Source organism: Nonomuraea roseoviolacea subsp. carminata (genome assembly GCF_024172185.1).
Lineage (GTDB): Bacteria > Actinomycetota > Actinomycetes > Streptosporangiales > Streptosporangiaceae > Nonomuraea > Nonomuraea roseoviolacea.
The window spans coordinates 3124297-3140676 of the sequence record NZ_JAMZEC010000001.1; the positions used below are offsets into that span (position 1 = coordinate 3124297).

The 16380-nt window shown below is 69.7% G+C and carries 14 protein-coding genes; 1 reads left to right on the top strand and 13 read right to left on the bottom strand.

All coding sequences use genetic code 11. The features are described 5' to 3' along the window. Positions 1–21: 21 nt before the first annotated feature. Complete coding sequence (gene msrA, locus HD595_RS14435) at positions 22–681, bottom strand: peptide-methionine (S)-S-oxide reductase MsrA (RefSeq protein ID WP_253769253.1); 660 nt, start codon at positions 679–681, stop codon at positions 22–24. A gap of 121 nt (positions 682–802) precedes the next feature. On the opposite strand from msrA, the gene rarD reads away from it, so the two are divergent. Next, on the top strand, positions 803–1762 hold the full coding sequence (gene rarD, locus HD595_RS14440) for an EamA family transporter RarD (RefSeq protein ID WP_253769255.1): 960 nt from the start codon (positions 803–805) through the stop codon (positions 1760–1762). Positions 1763–1780: 18 nt separating this feature from the next. Here rarD and HD595_RS14445 read toward each other — a convergent pair whose 3' ends face one another. The 12 genes from HD595_RS14445 to HD595_RS14500 form a co-directional block, all read right to left on the bottom strand. Further along, positions 1781–2770, bottom strand: coding sequence for a polyprenyl synthetase family protein (locus tag HD595_RS14445; protein WP_253769258.1), 990 nt, complete (start codon positions 2768–2770; stop codon positions 1781–1783). An 11-nt stretch (positions 2771–2781) separates the two neighbouring features. Further along, positions 2782–4356: an NADH-quinone oxidoreductase subunit NuoN gene (nuoN, locus tag HD595_RS14450; RefSeq protein ID WP_253781160.1), complete on the bottom strand. Its 1575-nt coding sequence runs from the start codon at positions 4354–4356 to the stop codon at positions 2782–2784. An 8-nt stretch (positions 4357–4364) separates the two neighbouring features. Further along, the gene (locus HD595_RS14455; protein WP_253769260.1) at positions 4365–5930 is read right to left on the bottom strand and encodes an NADH-quinone oxidoreductase subunit M; all 1566 of its coding nucleotides are present in this window, start codon (positions 5928–5930) and stop codon (positions 4365–4367) included. Then, positions 5930–7774, bottom strand: coding sequence for an NADH-quinone oxidoreductase subunit L (nuoL, locus tag HD595_RS14460; RefSeq protein ID WP_253781162.1), 1845 nt, complete (start codon positions 7772–7774; stop codon positions 5930–5932). Before nuoL ends, HD595_RS14455 begins: the two co-directional genes overlap by 1 nt. 73 nt (positions 7775–7847) lie before the next feature. Beyond that, positions 7848–8144, bottom strand: coding sequence for an NADH-quinone oxidoreductase subunit NuoK (nuoK, locus tag HD595_RS14465; protein ID WP_175591142.1), 297 nt, complete (start codon positions 8142–8144; stop codon positions 7848–7850). Continuing rightward, positions 8141–8899: an NADH-quinone oxidoreductase subunit J gene (locus HD595_RS14470; RefSeq protein ID WP_253769262.1), complete on the bottom strand. Its 759-nt coding sequence runs from the start codon at positions 8897–8899 to the stop codon at positions 8141–8143. Before HD595_RS14470 ends, nuoK begins: the two co-directional genes overlap by 4 nt. After that, positions 8892–9407: an NADH-quinone oxidoreductase subunit NuoI gene (gene nuoI / locus HD595_RS14475; RefSeq protein WP_175604337.1), complete on the bottom strand. Its 516-nt coding sequence runs from the start codon at positions 9405–9407 to the stop codon at positions 8892–8894. Before nuoI ends, HD595_RS14470 begins: the two co-directional genes overlap by 8 nt. Further along, entirely contained in the window at positions 9394–10695 is a 1302-nt protein-coding gene (gene nuoH / locus HD595_RS14480; RefSeq protein WP_253769265.1) for an NADH-quinone oxidoreductase subunit NuoH, read from the bottom strand. The genes nuoI and nuoH overlap by 14 nt, the downstream gene beginning before the upstream one ends. Beyond that, a complete protein-coding gene (locus HD595_RS14485; protein WP_253769267.1) occupies positions 10692–13079 on the bottom strand; it encodes an NADH-quinone oxidoreductase subunit G in 2388 nt (795 codons plus the stop codon). The genes nuoH and HD595_RS14485 overlap by 4 nt, the downstream gene beginning before the upstream one ends. Then, a complete protein-coding gene (nuoF, locus tag HD595_RS14490) occupies positions 13076–14365 on the bottom strand; it encodes an NADH-quinone oxidoreductase subunit NuoF (RefSeq protein ID WP_253769270.1) in 1290 nt (429 codons plus the stop codon). Before nuoF ends, HD595_RS14485 begins: the two co-directional genes overlap by 4 nt. Beyond that, complete coding sequence (gene nuoE, locus HD595_RS14495; protein ID WP_253769274.1) at positions 14362–15018, bottom strand: NADH-quinone oxidoreductase subunit NuoE; 657 nt, start codon at positions 15016–15018, stop codon at positions 14362–14364. Before nuoE ends, nuoF begins: the two co-directional genes overlap by 4 nt. After that, the gene (locus HD595_RS14500) at positions 15015–16343 is read right to left on the bottom strand and encodes an NADH-quinone oxidoreductase subunit D (RefSeq protein WP_175604332.1); all 1329 of its coding nucleotides are present in this window, start codon (positions 16341–16343) and stop codon (positions 15015–15017) included. Before HD595_RS14500 ends, nuoE begins: the two co-directional genes overlap by 4 nt. Positions 16344–16380 lie beyond the last annotated feature (37 nt).

Below are 16380 nucleotides of genomic sequence, written 5' to 3' on the forward strand. Positions count from 1 at the left end.
GGGCGTCCGTAAGGGCACTGCTCAGGCCTCGCCAGAGGTCAGGCCCACCGGACAGGCGACACCCGTGCCGCCGATCCCGCAGTAGCCGTTTTTGTTGCGGTGGAGATACTGCTGGTGGTAGTCCTCCGCGAAGAAGAAAGGTCCCGCCTCGGCCAGCTCTGTGGTGATCGGGCCGTAGCCCGCCTCCGACAGCACCTTCTGGTACGCCTCCCGCGACGCCTCCGCCGCCTCCCGCTGCTCAGGCGAGTGGTAGTAGATCGCCGAGCGGTACTGCGTGCCGGTGTCGTTGCCCTGGCGCATGCCCTGCGTCGGGTCGTGGGACTCCCAGAAGACCTTCAGCAGGTCCTCGTACGACACCTTCGCCGGGTCGTAGACCACCCGCACGACCTCCGCGTGGCCGGTGCGGCCGCTGCAGACCTCCTCGTACGTCGGGTTGGGCGTGTAGCCGCCCTGGTAGCCGACGGCCGTGGTGATGACGCCGGGCGTCTGCCAGAACTTGCGCTCGGCGCCCCAGAAGCAGCCGAGGCCGAAGTCGGCGATCCGGGCGCCCGGCGGGTACGGCGGGGCGAGCGGCGCGTCGAGGACGGCGTGCCGGGGCGCGACCGGCATCTCCTCGGGCCGCCCGGTCAGGGCGTCCTCCGGTCGGACCATGGTCGTCTTGTTGCCGAACAGCCAGCCCATCGTGCCACCTCCGCAGACTCTGCCTACGATACAGAAGCCCTAACGCTTAAGAGTCGCTACATAGTCCCGTATAGCGATACACATTTGTGTTTAAGCATGGTAAGCGCCGAAAATGGAGTACATGCCTGACGTTCGCCGTGGTGTGTTGTTCGGAGTGGCCGCGTACACCATGTGGGGGCTCTTCCCCCTGTACTGGCCCCTCCTCAAGCCCTCCGGAGCCGTCGAGATCCTCGCCCACCGCATGGTGTGGTCGCTGGCCGCCGTCGTGGCGGTGCTGGCGGTGCGCCGCCACTGGGCGTGGATCCGGACGATGGCCCGCCAGCCGCGCAAGCTCGGCCTGCTCACACTCGCCGCGGCGATCGTCACGGTCAACTGGGGCGTCTACATCTACGCGGTCAACACCCACCACGTCGTCGAGAGCGCCCTCGGCTACTTCATCAACCCGCTGGTCAGCGTGTTGTTCGGGGTGGTGCTGCTGCGTGAGCGGCTGCGGCCCCTGCAGTGGGCCGCCGTGGGGTTCGGCGCGCTGGCCGTGCTCGTCCTGACCCTCGACTACGGCCGCCTGCCGTGGATCGCGCTCACGCTCGCCGTGTCGTTCGGCCTGTACGGGCTGATCAAGAAGCAGGCGAACGTGGGCGCGGCCGAGAGCCTGACCGTCGAGACGCTGGTGCTGCTGCTGCCCGCCCTGGGCTACCTCGTGTACCTGGAGGCGGCCGGGCAGGCGACGTTCGGCCACACGGGCCCGGGGCACGCGGCGCTGCTGGTGGGCGCGGGCGTCATCACCGCCGTGCCGCTGCTGTGCTTCACGGCCGCCGCCATCCGGGTGCCGCTGAGCACGATCGGGTTGCTGCAGTACATCGCGCCGGTCCTGCAGTTCCTGTGCGGGGTGCTGGTGGCGAAGGAGACGATGCCGGCCAGCCGCTGGATCGGGTTCTCGATCGTCTGGCTGGCCCTGGCCGTCTTCACCTACGACAGCATCCGGGCGGCCCGCGCCACCCGCGCCGCCAGGAACCGAGCTGCCGCTCAGCAGGCCACGCCCGAGCCCGAGCCCGAGCCCGAGCCCGAGCGTTCCGCTACCTGAGCGGCAGCCGGGCGCGGTTCAGCCCGAGCGTTCCATCACGTAGTCGCACAGCGCCATGAAGGCGTCCTTGGCCGGGATGTCCGGCAGGGCGGAGATGTCGGCGCGGGCCCGGTCGATCCAGGCCGCGAGCTCCTCCCGGGCCCTGGCCATCGCGGGGTGCTCCCGCAGCAGCGTCAGGGCCTCCTCCACGTCCTCCTCCGCCACCGGGCCCGACAGCAGCTCCACGAGCCGCGCGGGCGCTCCGGAGGCGAGCGCGTACAGGACGGGCAGCGTGTGGACGCCCTCGCGCAGGTCGGTGCCGGGCGTCTTGCCGGACTCGGTGGAGGTGGACGCCACGTCGAGCAGGTCGTCGCCGAGCTGCCAGGCCACGCCGATCGCCTCGCAGGCCCGGCTGAGGCGCTCCTCGACCTCCGCCGGGGCGCCCGCCAGCAGCGCGCCGAAGCGGCCGGAGGCGGCGATCAGGGAGCCGGTCTTGTCGGCGAGGACGCTGATGTAGTGCGCGACGGGGTCGTCGCCCTCGCGCGGCCCGATCGTCTCGCGGATCTGGCCCTGCACGAGCCGGGAGAACGTCTGCGCCTGGATGCGGATGAGCTCCGGACCCAGGTCGGCCAGGATGTCGGACGCCTGGGCGAACAGGTAGTCGCCGGTGAGGATGGCCACGGTGTTGTCCCACCGGGCGTTGGCGGACGGGGTGCCCCGGCGGACCGGGGCCTCGTCCATGACGTCGTCGTGGTAGAGCGACCCGAGGTGGGTCAGCTCGATGACCACGGCGCCGGGCACGACGCCCGGCGCCGACGGGTCTCCGAACTGGGCCGCCAGCAGCACCATCAGGGTGCGGAAGCGCTTGCCGCCCGCCTCGATGAGGTGCTTGGACGCCTCCGTGACGAAGGCGTCCTCGCTCTCGACCGACGAGCGCAGGAGCTTCTCCACGGCGGCCAGGCCGGTGGCCACGTCCTGCGCCAGCCGCTCGTCCTCAATGGGAAGGTCAACAACGGGAGGCGCGGACATGGCATATCCCCTTATCTGATGAACAAGTTGGCCGCGGCCTGATGGGCCACGTCGAGCATGGGCTGCGGGAAGAGCCCGACTCCTACCGTAACGAGCGCCGCCACGGCGATGACGGCCACGGTGCCCATACTCGGCTCGGCGATGGACGGGCCGTCGGCCGCCGGCTCGCTGAAGAACATGAGCACGATGACGCGGACGTAGAAGAACGCCGCCACCGCCGAGGCCACGACGCCCAGCACGACCAGCCCGGTCATCCAGCCGCCCAGCGAGTCACCCGACTCCGAGCCGCTGGCCAGGGCCGCCGCGAACACCGCGTACTTCCCGAAGAAGCCGCTCGTCAGCGGGATGCCGGCGAAGGCGAGCAGGAAGAACGCGAAGACGCCCGCGAGCAGCGGCGACCGCTTGCCCAGGCCCGCCCAGCGCGACAGGTGACCCGCCTCGCCTCCGGGGTCGCGGACCATCGTGACGATGGCGAACGCGCCCACCGTGGTGAAGCTGTAGACCAGCAGGTAGAACAGGATCGCCGACAGCGAGCCGGCGTTCTGCTGGCTCTTGTCGAACGTGGCCATGACGCCGATCAGCAGGAAGCCGGCGTGCGCGATCGACGAGTAGGCCAGCATCCGCTTGATGTCGGTCTGCGTGATCGCCAGCACCGCGCCCACGATCATGGTGAGGGCCGCGACGGCCCACATGACCGGCCGCCAGTTCCAGTCGAGGTTGCCCAGGCCGACCCAGAACACGCGCAGCACGGCGCCCATGGCCGCGACGAGCGTGCCCGAGGCCATGAGGGCGGTGATGGGGGTCGGGGCGCCCTGGTAGACGTCCGGCTTCCACGCCTGGAACGGCGCCGCGCCGATCTTGAACAGCAGGCCCACGCCGAGCATGGCGAAGCCGATCAGCAGCAGCGGGTCGAGCAGCGCGCCGCCGGCCAGCGCCTTGTTGATGCCCGGCAGCGACACCGTGCCGGCGTAGCCGTAGAGCATGGCCGTGCCGTACAGGAAGAACGCCGACGAGAACGCGCCCAGTAGGAAGTACTTCATCGACGACTCCTGCGACAGCAGGCGACGCCGGCGGGCCAGGCCGCACATGAGGTACAGCGGCAGCGACATGACCTCCAGGCCGACGAACATCGTCAGCAGGTCGTGGGCCGCCGGGAACAGCATCATGCCGCCCACCGCGAACAGCAGCAGCGGGTAGATCTCGGTGTGGCCGCCGCCGGCCGCCTCGGCCTCCTCCTCGTCGGCGCTGCCGGGCACCGCCGCCGCCGAGGCGACGAAGTGGCCCTCGTCGTTGACGAGCAGCACGCACACGAACGACAGGACGAGGATGACACCCCAGATGAACAGCGCGGGACCGTCGACCGCGACCGCGCCCATGGCCACCGCCTCGGTGGGCGCGCCCCGCATGATCACCTGGACGAGCACCAGGGCGAACGCGCCGCCCAGGGAGACCAGCGTGAGCGGGACCTGCATCACCTTGCGCAGGTAGCGGGGCGCGAACGCCTCCACGAGCACGCCGAGGACGGCCGCGCCGAACACCAGCAGCATCGGCGCCAGCGTGCCGTACTCGATCGTCGGCGCCTGCATGATGGGATTCACTGACCGGCTCCCTTCTCAGCGATAGCCGGGTTGTCCACCTTGACGTTGACCAGCGTCTGGTTGACCGCCGGGTTGATCACGTCCAGGAGCGGCTTGGGGAAGAACCCGAAGCCGATGATCAGGGCGACCAGCGGCGCGAGCACGACGATCTCCCGCGCGCTGAGGTCCTTGAACGCCTTGACCGGCTCGGCGGTGGGCCCGTTGAGCACCCGCTGCACCATCCACAGGATGTAGACGGCCGCGAGGATGACCGCCAGCGCCGACACGACGGCCGCCACGGTCAGCGCGCCGGAGCCGTGGGCCTTGCTGGCGTACGTGCCGGTCATGACCATGAACTCGCTGACGAAGGACGACAGCCCCGGCAGCGACAGGCCGGCCAGACCGGCGACCAGGAAGAAGCCGGCCAGCAGCGGGGCGACCTTCTGGGCGCCGCCGTAGTCGGCGATGTGCGGCGAGCCGCGCCGGGCGATGAGGAACCCGGCGGCCAGGAACAGCGCGCCGGTGGCGAAGCCGTGGTTGACCATGTACAGGGTGGCGCCCGACTGGGCGACCTGCGACATGGCGAACACGCCCATCACGATGAAGCCGAAGTGCGAGATCGACGTGTAGGCGATGAGCCGCTTCATGTCGCTCTGCCCGATGGCCACGATGGCGCCGTAGATGATGCTGATGACCGCGAGCACCACGATCGGCATCGTGAACGCCTTGGCGGCGTCGGGGAACAGCTCCAGGCAGAAGCGGAGCATCCCGAACGTGCCCACCTTGTCCAGCACGCCCACGAGCAGCACGGCCGCGCCGGCCGGGGCCTGGGCGGCGGCGTCGGGCAGCCAGGTGTGGACCGGCCACAGCGGCGCCTTGATCGCGAAGGCGATGAAGAAGCCGGCGAACAGCCACTTCTGCGTCGCCGGGTCCTGGATGGCGCCGACGAGCTCGGGGAACATGAACGTGCTCTTGCCCGCGACCACGTACAGGCCGATGACCGCGACCAGCATGAGCAGGCCGCCGAACAGCGAGTACAGCAGGAACTTGACGGCCGCGTACGACCGCTGCGCCCCGCCGTACGACCCGATCATGAAGTACATCGGGATGAGCATGGCCTCGAAGAACACGTAGAACAGGAAGATGTCGGTCGCCGCGAAGACGCCGATCATCATCGCCTCGAGGACGAGCAGCAGCGAGAAGTACGTCTTGACCGACCGCTTCGGCGTGATCAGCGTGCCGTCGGCGGTGCGGACGCCGTCGGCGTCGTGCCAGGAGGCGAGCACCACGATCGGCACGAGCACGGCGGACAGCACGACCAGCACCAGCGCGATGCCGTCGACGCCGACCCCGAAGTGGACGCCGAAGCTCGGGATCCAGTCGTAGACCGCGGCGAACTTGAACCGGTCGCCCTTGGCCGACGGGAACTGGAACGCCATGACCAGCGTCAGCGCCAGCACGACCAGCGAGACCGCCAGCGTGACCTGCTTGGCGACCTGGTCGGCGCCCTTGGGCAGCAGGGCCACCACCACGGCCCCCAGCACGGGCACCGCCAGGAGTATGGGGAGCCAGAGTGACGACATCAGATGTTCCCAACGAGGAGCAGGGCGCCGGTCAGCAGGGCGGCACCGATCAGGATGGACAACGCGTACGTTCTGGCGAAGCCCGTCTGGATCCGCCGCAGGCGGCCCGAGGTCCCGCCGATGCCCGCGGCCAGCCCGTTGACGACTCCGTCGATGCCGCGGTTGTCGAAGAAGACCGCGATCCGGGTGAGCCACTGACCGGGCCGCATGAACAGCGACTCGTTGAGCGCGTCACCGTAGAGGTCGCGCCGGGCGAACGTGGTGAGGAACGAGCCGCGCGGCTGGACGGCGGGCACCTCGGCCCGGCCGTACTTCATCCAGGCGTACGCGGCGCCGACCGCCACCAGCGCCAGCGTGGCGAGGCCGGGCGTGCTGGCGAAGTGGAACTGCGGAAGCTCCTCCGGACGACCGACCGCGGGCGCGAGCCACAGCATCAGCCGGTTGCTGAGGATGAGGTAGCCGCCGAGGAAGATCGAGCCGATCGACAGGATGATCAGCGGCACGGTCATGACGGTCGGCGACTCGTGCGGGTGGGCGTCCTCCGCCCACCGCTTCTCGCCGAAGAACGTCATGAAGATCATCCGGGACATGTAGAAGCCCGTGATGCCCGCGCCGATCACGGCCAGCCAGCCGAGCACCTGGTTGTGCTCCACGGCCGTCTCGATGATGCCGTCCTTGGTGAAGTACCCGGACAGCAGCGGGAAGCCGATGATCGCCAGGTAGCCGACCATGAACGTCACGAAGGTGATCGGCATGTACTTGCGCAGCGCGCCGTACTTCCGCATGTCCACCTCGTCGTTCATGCCGTGCATGACCGAGCCCGCCCCGAGGAACATGTCGGCCTTGAAGAAGCCGTGCGTGATCAGGTGGCCGATGGCGAAGGCGTAGCCCGCCGGGCCGAGGCCCGCGCCGAGCATCATGTAGCCGATCTGCGACATCGTCGAGCCGGCCAGGCCCTTCTTGATGTCGTCCTTCGCGCAACCGATGATCGCACCGGCGAGCAGCGTGGCCGCGCCGACGATCGCGACGGCCAGCGCCTGCGGCGAGCCCTCCGGGAAGAAGAACGCGCCCGAGCGGACCACCAGGTAGACGCCGGCGGTGACCATGGTCGCCGCGTGGATGAGGGCCGAGACCGGGGTCGGGCCCTCCATGGCGTCGAGGAGCCAGGACTGCAGCGGGAGCTGCGCCGACTTGCCGCACGCGCCGAGGAGCAGCAGCAGGCCGATCGCGGTGACCATCGGCTGCGACAGGCCGCCCGCCTTCTCCGACAGCTCGGCGAAGGCGAAGGTGCCGGTCGCGCTCCACATGATGAACATGCCGACGAGCAGCCCGAAGTCACCGACGCGGTTGACGACGAACGCCTTCTTCGCGGCGACCGCGGCCGACGGCTTGAACTGCCAGAAGCCGATGAGCAGGTACGAGGCCAGGCCCACGCCCTCCCAGCCGATGAACAGGCCGAGGTAGTTGTCGGCCAGCACCAGCAGGAGCATCGCGGCGACGAACAGGTTCAGGTACGAGAAGAACCGGCGCCGGTCGGGGTCGTGCGACATGTAGCCGATCGAGTAGATGTGGATCAGCGATCCGACACCCGTGATCAGCAGCGCGAAGCTGATCGACAGCGGGTCGATCAGCAGCCCCATGTCCGCCATGCCGGGGATGAACTCGTACAGGTGCACGGCCTGACGCCGCTGCTCCGCGGACAGGCCGAGGAGTTCGAAGAACGCCAGCACCGCCACGACGAACGAGGCGAGGGACATGGCCACGCCCAGCAGATGGCCCCACCGGTCGGTCTTGCGTCCCAGGATCAGCAGGATCGCCGCGCCCAGGAGCGGGAAGGCGATCATCAGCCATGAGACGCCGATCACGCCGCCGGCGGTGTGCTGGACGATCTCAACAGGAGATTCCACCAGTCACCTCTTAGTACTTCAGCAGGTTGGCGTCGTCGACGGACGCGGACCTGCGGGTTCGGAAGATCGTCACGATGATGGCCAGGCCGACCACGACCTCGGCCGCGGCCACCACCATCACGAAGAACGCGATGATCTGGCCCTCGAGGTTGCCGTTCTGCCGGGCGAAGGTGACGAACGCGAGGTTGCAGGCGTTGAGCATGAGCTCGACGCACATGAACACCACGATCGCGTTGCGCCGGATGAGCACGCCCATCGCGCCGATGGCGAACAGCAGCCCCGACAGGACCAGGTAGTGCGCGGTCACTTGGAGTCCTCCTCGGCCTTGTGCTGGATCGCCTCGGCCAGGCGCGGGTCCTCGGGCAGGTGGCCCTGCTCGACGTCGTAGCGCGCGATGTAGCGGTTGACGGAGTCCTCCGCGACGGAGCCGTCGGGCAGCAGCGCCGGCATGTCGATGGCGTTGTTGCGGGCGTACGTGCCGGGGCCGGGCAGCGGCGACGGGCGGTCGCCGAGGAAGCGGGCCCGCGACAGGTCCTTCTGCGTGGCCTTCTCGGTGAGCCGCTCGCGGTGCGCCAGCACCATCGCGCCGAGCGCGGCGGTGATGAGCAGCGCCGAGGTGATCTCGAACGCGAACACGTACTTGGTGAACAGCAGCAGCGCCAGCGACCGGATGTAGCCGGCCGGGCCGACCGCGGCCTCCAGGCCCGCCTGCGGGGCGAAGACCGCGTTGCCGACGGCCACGATGATCAGCACGGCGAAGCCGATGGCCGCGATCGCCGCCCAGAACCGCTGGCCCTTGAGCGTCTCGACCAGCGAGTCGGACGAGTCGACGCCGACCAGCATGAGCACGAACAGGAACAGCATCATGACGGCGCCGGTGTAGACGATGATCTGCACCGCGGCCAGGAACGGCGCGTCCTGCACGGCGTACATCACCGCCAGGCAGAGCATCACGGTGCCGAGCATCAGCGCCGAGTACACGGCCTTCCGGTTGAAGACCATGCCGAGCGCCGCGCCGGCGGAGACGACGGCGAGCACCCAGAACGTGATGGTCTCACCCATTGGTCCGCCCCAGCCGGTAGTAGTCCTCTTCGGTCTCGCCGAGCCGCATGGGGTGCGGAGGCTGCTCCATGCCCGGGGTGAGCGGCGCGAGGAGCATCTCCTTGGTGTAGATGAGGCTCTCGCGGTCGGTGTCGGCCAGCTCGTACTCGTTGGTCATCGTGAGCGCCCGGGTGGGGCACGCCTCGATGCAGAGTCCGCACAGGATGCACCGCAGATAGTTGATCTGGTACGTGCGCCCGTAACGCTCGCCCGGCGAGAAGCGCTCCTCGTCGGTGTTGTCCGCGCCCTCGACGTAGATGGCGTCGGCCGGACACGCCCAGGCGCACAGCTCGCAGCCGACGCACTTCTCCAGCCCGTCGGGCCACCGGTTGAGCTGGTGACGGCCGTGGAAGCGCGGAGCCGTCGGCCGCTTCTCCTCCGGGTAGTTGACCGTGACGGGCTTCTTGAACATCGTGTGGAAGGTGACCCCGAAGCCCTTGACGGGGTTCAGCCAATCAGTTAGTCCCACTGGGAATCTCCTTGTGCTGCACCCCGTGGTAGTGCGGCAGATCGAGCGGCGGCACCGGGAAGCCACCCGCCGCCGGCTCGCTGGACAGCTCCTCGAACTCGGCCTCCACCTGGGCCTTCTTCGCTTCCCTGCGCCGCTGGTTGACGGTGTCGAACCGGAGCCAGATGGCGATGGCCCCGATCACGATGACCGCGCCGAGCCCCATGGCCAGCATCGAGGTGTCCCTGTTGACCACCACGTTGCGAACCGCGGCGACGACCAGGATCCACGCCAGGTTGACCGGGATGAGCACCTTCCAGCCCAGCGACATGAGCTGGTCGTAGCGCACGCGCGGCAGGGAGGCCCGCACCCACACGATGAAGCAGAACGTGAGCACGAACTTGATGAAGAACCACAGGACCGGCCACCAGCCCTGGTTGGCCCCCTCCCACAGGGAGATGGGCCAGGGCGCGCGCCAGCCGCCGAGGAACAGCGTCACCGCGATGCCGGAGGCGGTGAAGGTGTGAAGGTACTCGCCCATCATGATCAGAGCGAACTTCAGGGAGGAGGAGTACTCGGTCTGGAAGCCGCCGACCAGCTCGCCCTCACCCTCGGGCAGGTCGAACGGGATGCGGGCGGCCTCACCGAACATGCAGACCACGTACACGAGGAACGACGGGATGAGCAGGACCGCGTACCAGGTCTGCTCCTGCGCCTTGACGATCTCCGAGGTGGACAGCGTGCCGGCGAACAGGAAGATCCCGACGAACGACAGGCCCATCGCGATCTCGTACGAGACCACCTGGGCCGCCGAGCGCAGACCGCCGAGCAGCGCGTACGGCGAGCGCGACGACCAGCCGGCCAGCACCACGCCGTAGACCGAGATGGCGCCCATGGCCAGCATGAACAGCACGGCCACCGGCAGGTCCACGAGCTGCAGCGGCGTCTGCACGCCGAACAGGTTGACCATCGGCCCGATCGGCACGATCGAGAAGGCCAGGAAGGCCGGGACGACCATGATGATCGGGGCCAGGAGGTAGAGGATCTTGTCCACGGTCCGCGGGAACAGGTCCTCCTTCAGGCCCATCTTCAGGCCGTCGGCCACGGACTGCAGCAGACCGAACTTGCCGGCCCGGTTGGGGCCGTAGCGGTTCTGCATCCGCGAGATGAGCTTGCGCTCGAACCAGACGCCGAACAGGACGCCCAGCATCAGGAAGACGAAGAGCATCACGGCCTTGATGATGGAGATCCAGAGCGGGTCCTTGCCGAAGTCGGCGAGGGTCGGATCGGCCGCGAGAACGTGGGTCATGAGGCGCTCCCGATGGTGACGATGTCGCCGGACACCGCGCGCAGGTCGCGGGTGACCGAGCAGCCGCCGGAGTTCGCCGGCACCCAGACCACGCGGTCGGGCAGGTCCGCGACGCGGACCGGCAGCGTGACCGGGTTCGGGCCGGGCCCGCCGACGACGAGCTTGTCGCCGTCGACGACGCCGATCTCCGCCGCCGTGCTCTCCGAGACCAGCGCCTCGGCGGCGCGGGCGGTGCCCGCGAGGTACGGCTCGCCGTCCTGCAGGCGGCCTTCGTCCAGCAGCAGGTGCCAGGTCGCCAGCACCGCCTCGCCGGCCGCCGGGGCGGCCTGCGCGCGGGTGGCCACGCTCGGCGCGGCGACGCGGGTGCCGCGCCAGGCGCCGATGGCGCCCAGCTCGCGGCGGACGGCCTTGGCGTCGGGCAGCCCGAGGTGGACGTCCATGCGGTCGGCGAGGTTGCCGAGGACGACCAGCTCGCTCTGCAGGCCGGGCACCTTCAGCGGCGCCTCGAACGAGCGTCCGCGGCCCTCCCAGTTGACGAACGTGCCGGCCTTCTCCTGCACGGCGGCGACCGGCAGGACCACGTCGGCCCGGTCGGTGACCGCGCTGGCGCGGATCTCCAGGCTGACGATGAACGGCGTGCGCTCCAGGGCGTCGAGCGCGGCGGCCGGGTCGGCCAGGTCGTAGGGGTCGACACCGGCGACGACGAGCGCGTCGATGTCGCCCTCCGCGGCGGCGGCCAGGATGCCGGCCGTGTCGCGGCCGGCGACGGCGGGCAGCGAGGAGACGTTCCACGCGCGGGCGATCTCCGCCCTGGCGCTCTCGTCCTCGACCGGCCGGCCGATCGGCAGCAGGTTGGGCAGCGCGCCCGCCTCGACGGCGCCGCGCTCACCGGCCCGGCGCGGCACCCAGGCCAGCCGGGCGCCGGAGGCGGCGCTGAGGCGGACGAGCGCCGAGAGGGCGCCCGGGACGGTGGCCAGGCGCTCGCCGGCGAGCACGATCGTGCCCTCGGCGAGGCCGCCGACCAGCGCGCCGATCGCGTCGGCCTCGCCGCCCGGCGCGGTGCGGATGAGCGTGCCGCCCATCTTGGCCAGGCCCGGGGTGGCGAACGGCGCGATGGCGGTGACCTTGAGGCCGCGCTTCTTCCACGCCTTGCGCAGGCGCAGGAAGACGATCGGCGACTCCTCCTCGGGCTCGAACCCGACGAGCAGCACGCCGGGGGCGCTCTCCAGCTCGTCGTAGGAGATCTCGATGCCCTTGCCGGCGACCGCGTGGGCCAGGAACGCCGCCTCCTCGGCGGAGTGCGGCCGGGCGCGGAAGTCGATGTCGTTGGAGCCGAGGGCGACGCGGGCGAACTTGGAGTAGGCGTAGGCCTCCTCGACCGTGACGCGCCCGCCGACGAGGACGCCGGCCTTGCCGCGGGCGGCGGCCAGGCCCTGGGCGGCGACGCTCAGCGCCTCCGGCCAGGAGGCCGGGACGAGCACGCCCTCCTCGTTGCGGACGAGCGGGGTCTTGAGGCGGTCGGGCTGCGTGGCGTAGGTGAACGCCCAGCGGCCCTTGTCGCAGTTCCACTCCTCGTTGACCTGCGGGTCGTTGCCGGCCAGGCGGCGGGTGACCCGGCCGCGCCGGTGGTCGGTGCGCAGGGAGCAGCCGGACGCGCAGTGCTCGCACGCGCTGGGCGTGGAGACCAGGTCGAACGGCCGCGCCCGGAACCGGTAGGCGGCGCCGGTCAGCGCGCCGACCGGGCAGATCTGCACGGTGTTGCCGGAGAAGTAGGACTGGAACGGCGCGCCGTCGGCGACGCCCACCTGCTCCTTGGCGCCGCGCTCGAAGAATTCGATGAACGGGTCGCCGGCGATCTGGTCGGAGAAGCGGATGCAGCGGGCGCACTGGACGCACCGCTCGCGGTCGAGCAGCACCTGCGTGGACAGCGGGAGCGGCTTGGGGAAGGTCCGCTTGTGCTCGTGGAACCTGGACTCGCCCTGGCCGTTGGACATGGCCTGGTTCTGCAGGGGGCACTCGCCGCCCTTGTCGCAGACCGGGCAGTCCAGCGGGTGGTTGAGCAGCAGGAACTCCATCGCCGCGCGCTGCGCCTTCTCGGCGACCGGCGAGGTGAGCTGGGTCTGCACGACCATGCCCTCGGCGACCTCGATCGCACAGGACGGCTGCGGCTTCGGGAAGCCGCGGCCGTTGCCGGCGTCGGGGATGTCGACGAGGCACTGGCGGCAGTTGGCGGCCGGGTCGAGCAGCGGGTGGTCGCAGAAGCGCGGGATCTGGATGCCCAGCAGCTCGGCCGCCCTGATGATCAGGGTGCCCTTGGGGACGCTGATCTGGAACCCGTCGATCGTCAGGGTCACCAGGGTGGTCTCTACGGCGGTTGTGGTCACTGGTCACCCCAGAGAGTGGACTTCTTCGCGTCGAACGGGCAGCCGCCGATCTCGAAGTGCTTGAGGTACTCGTCGCGGAAGTACTTCACCGAGGAGTGGATCGGGCTGGTCGCGCCGTCGCCGAGGGCGCAGAAGGAGCGGCCCAGGATGTTGTCGGCGATGTCGGTGATCGTGGCCAGGTCGTCCTCGGTGCCCTGTCCGGCTTCGAGCCGCTTGAGCACCTGCTTGAGCCAGTAGGTGCCCTCGCGGCACGGCGTGCACTTGCCGCACGACTCGTGGGCGTAGAACTCGGTCCAGCGCAGCACGGTGCGGACCACGCAGGTGGTCTCGTCGAAGATCTGCAGCGCGCGGGTGCCGAGCATGGAGCCCTTGGCGCCGACCGCCTCGAAGTCGAGGGGCACGTCCAGGTGCTCGTCGGTGAAGATCGGCGTGGACGAGCCGCCGGGGGTCCAGAACTTGATCCGGTGCCCCTCGCGGATGCCGCCCGCCATGTCGAGCAGCTCGCGCAGCGTGATGCCGAGCGGGGCCTCGTACTGGCCGGGGCGGGTGACGTGGCCGCTCAGCGAGAAGATGCCGAAGCCCTTGGACTTCTCGGTGCCCATCCCGGCGAACCAGTCGGCGCCGTTGGCGATGATGGAGGGAACACTCGCCACAGACTCCACGTTGTTCACAACAGTCGGCGAGGCGTACAGGCCCGCCACGGCCGGGAACGGAGGCTTGAGTCGAGGTTGACCCCGGTAGCCCTCCAGCGAGTCGAGCAGCGCCGTCTCCTCGCCGCAGATGTACGCGCCGGCGCCGCTGTGCACGACGAGCTCCAGGTCGTAGCCGGAGCCGAAGATGTCGGTGCCCAGGTAGCCCTTCTCGTACGCCTCGCGCACGGCCGCGTGCAGCCGGCGGATGACGTGCAGCACCTCGCCGCGCACGTAGATGAAGGCGTGGTTGGCGCGGATGGCGTAGGAGGTGATGATGACGCCCTCGACCAGCGAGTGCGGGTTGGCCATCATCAGCGGGATGTCCTTGCAGGTGCCCGGCTCCGACTCGTCGGCGTTGACGACGAGGTAGTGCGGCTTGCCGTCGCCCTGCGGGATGAAGCCCCACTTCATGCCGGTCGGGAAGCCCGCGCCGCCGCGGCCGCGCAGGCCGGAGTCCTTGACGGCCTGGATGACCGCGTCGGGGTCCATGCCGAGCGCCTTCTTGGCCGCCTCGTAGGGGCCGTAGCCGTCGAGGGTGAAGGAGTCGGGACGGTCCCAGTTGGCGGTCAGGACGGGAGTCAGGGTGACGCTCATGCCTCGGGGGCCTTCCATCCGTTGGCCTTGGCGACCTTCAGGCCCTCCAGCGAGGCGCCGGCGGCCGACGGGCCCTCGCCCGCGAGGTCGTCCGGCAGGCCGGACAGCACGCGCGAGGCCTCCTTGAAGGTGCACAGCTTCTTCGGGCCCCGGGTCGGGCGCACGTCCTTGCCGTCACGCAGGTCGTCGACGAGCTGCTTGGCCGACTCGGGCGTCTGGTTGTCGAAGAACTCCCAGTTGACCATCATGACCGGGGCGAAGTCGCAGGCGGCGTTGCACTCCAGGCGCTCCAGCGAGATCTTGCCGTCGGACGTGGTCTGCTCGTGACCGACGCCGACGTGCTCGCTGAGCTCCTCCCAGATCTGGTCGCCGCCCATGACCGCGCACAGCGCGTTGATGCACACGCCGACGTGGTAGTCGCCGGCCGGCTTGCGCTTGTACATGGTGTAGAACGTCGAGACGCCGACGACCTCGGCCTTGCTGAGGCCCAGCATCTGCGCGCAGAACTCGTGGCCGTCGTCGGAGACGTAACCGTCCTCCGACTGCACCAGGTGGAGCAGGGGCAGCAGGGCGGACCGCGCCTTGGGGTAGCGGCCGATGATCTCCTTGGCGTCCCTCTCGAGACGCTCGCGGACTTCCGGTGAGTAAGTCACCGGTCCACACCTCCCATGACGGGGTCGATAGAGGCCACCGCGGCGATGACGTCGGCGACCTGGCCGCCCTCCGCCATCGCGGGGAAGCCCTGCAGGTTGCAGAAGGACGGCTCGCGGAAGTGGACGCGGTAGGGACGGGTGCCGCCGTCGCTGACCACGTGGGCGCCGAGTTCGCCCTTGGGCGACTCGATCGAGGCGTACGCCTGGCCGGCCGGCACCCGGAAGCCCTCGGTCACCAGCTTGAAGTGGTGGATCAGGGCTTCCATGGAGCTGCCCATGATGTGGGCGATGTGGTCGGGCGAGTTGCCGAAGCCGTCGGGGCCGAGCGCGAGCTGCGCGGGCCAGCCGATCTTCTTGTCCTCGATCATCACGGGGTCGCCCTTGAGGGGGCCGGCGATGCGGTCGAGGGCCTGCTCGACGATCTTGAGCGACTCCTCCATCTCCCGCATGCGCACGAGGTAGCGCGAGTACACGTCGCAGCCCCGCTCGGTGGCCACCTCGAACTCGTACGTCTCGTAGCCGCAGTAGGGCTGCGACTTGCGCAGGTCCCACGGCAGGCCCGCGGCCCGCAGGATCGGGCCGGTGATGCCGAGCGCCATGCAGCCGGTCAGGTCGAGGTAGGCGACGTCGCGGGTGCGGCTGAGGTAGACGGGGTTGGCGTCGAGGAGCTTGCGGATGTCCTTGATCCGCTTGGGCATCTCCTTGAGGAACTCGCCGACCTTGTCGACCGCGCCCGCGGGCAGGTCGACGCTCACACCACCGGGACGGATGTACGCGTGGTTCATCCGCAGACCGGTGATGTACTCGAAGAGATCCATGATCATCTCGCGGTCGCGGTAGCCGAAGAGGAACGGCGTGGTCGCGCCCAGCTCCATGCCGAACGTGCCCATCGCGACCAGGTGCGAGGAGATGCGGTTGAGCTCCATCATCATGACCCGGATGGCCTGGGCCCGGTCGGGGATGCGGTCCTCGATGCCGAGGAGCTTCTCGACGCCCAGGCAGTACGCCGTCTCGTTGAAGATCGGCGACAGGTAGTCCATCCGGGTGACGAACGTGGTGCCCTGGGTCCACGTCCGGTATTCCATGTTCTTCTCGATGCCGGTGTGCAGGTAGCCGATGACGCCGCGCGCCTCGGTGACCGTCTCACCGTCGAGGGTCAGCACCAGGCGGAGCACGCCGTGGGTGGACGGGTGCTGCGGGCCCATGTTGACGACCAGGCGCTCGGCCTCGGAGTCGCGCACCCCGGCGGTGACGACCTCGTCCCAGTCGGCGCCGCCGACCGAGTAGACCTTGCCCTCGGTCGCCTCGTCGTAGCCGGTGGTCATGCGTGCTCCTCCCTGCGGGCGTCGACGCGCTGCTCGA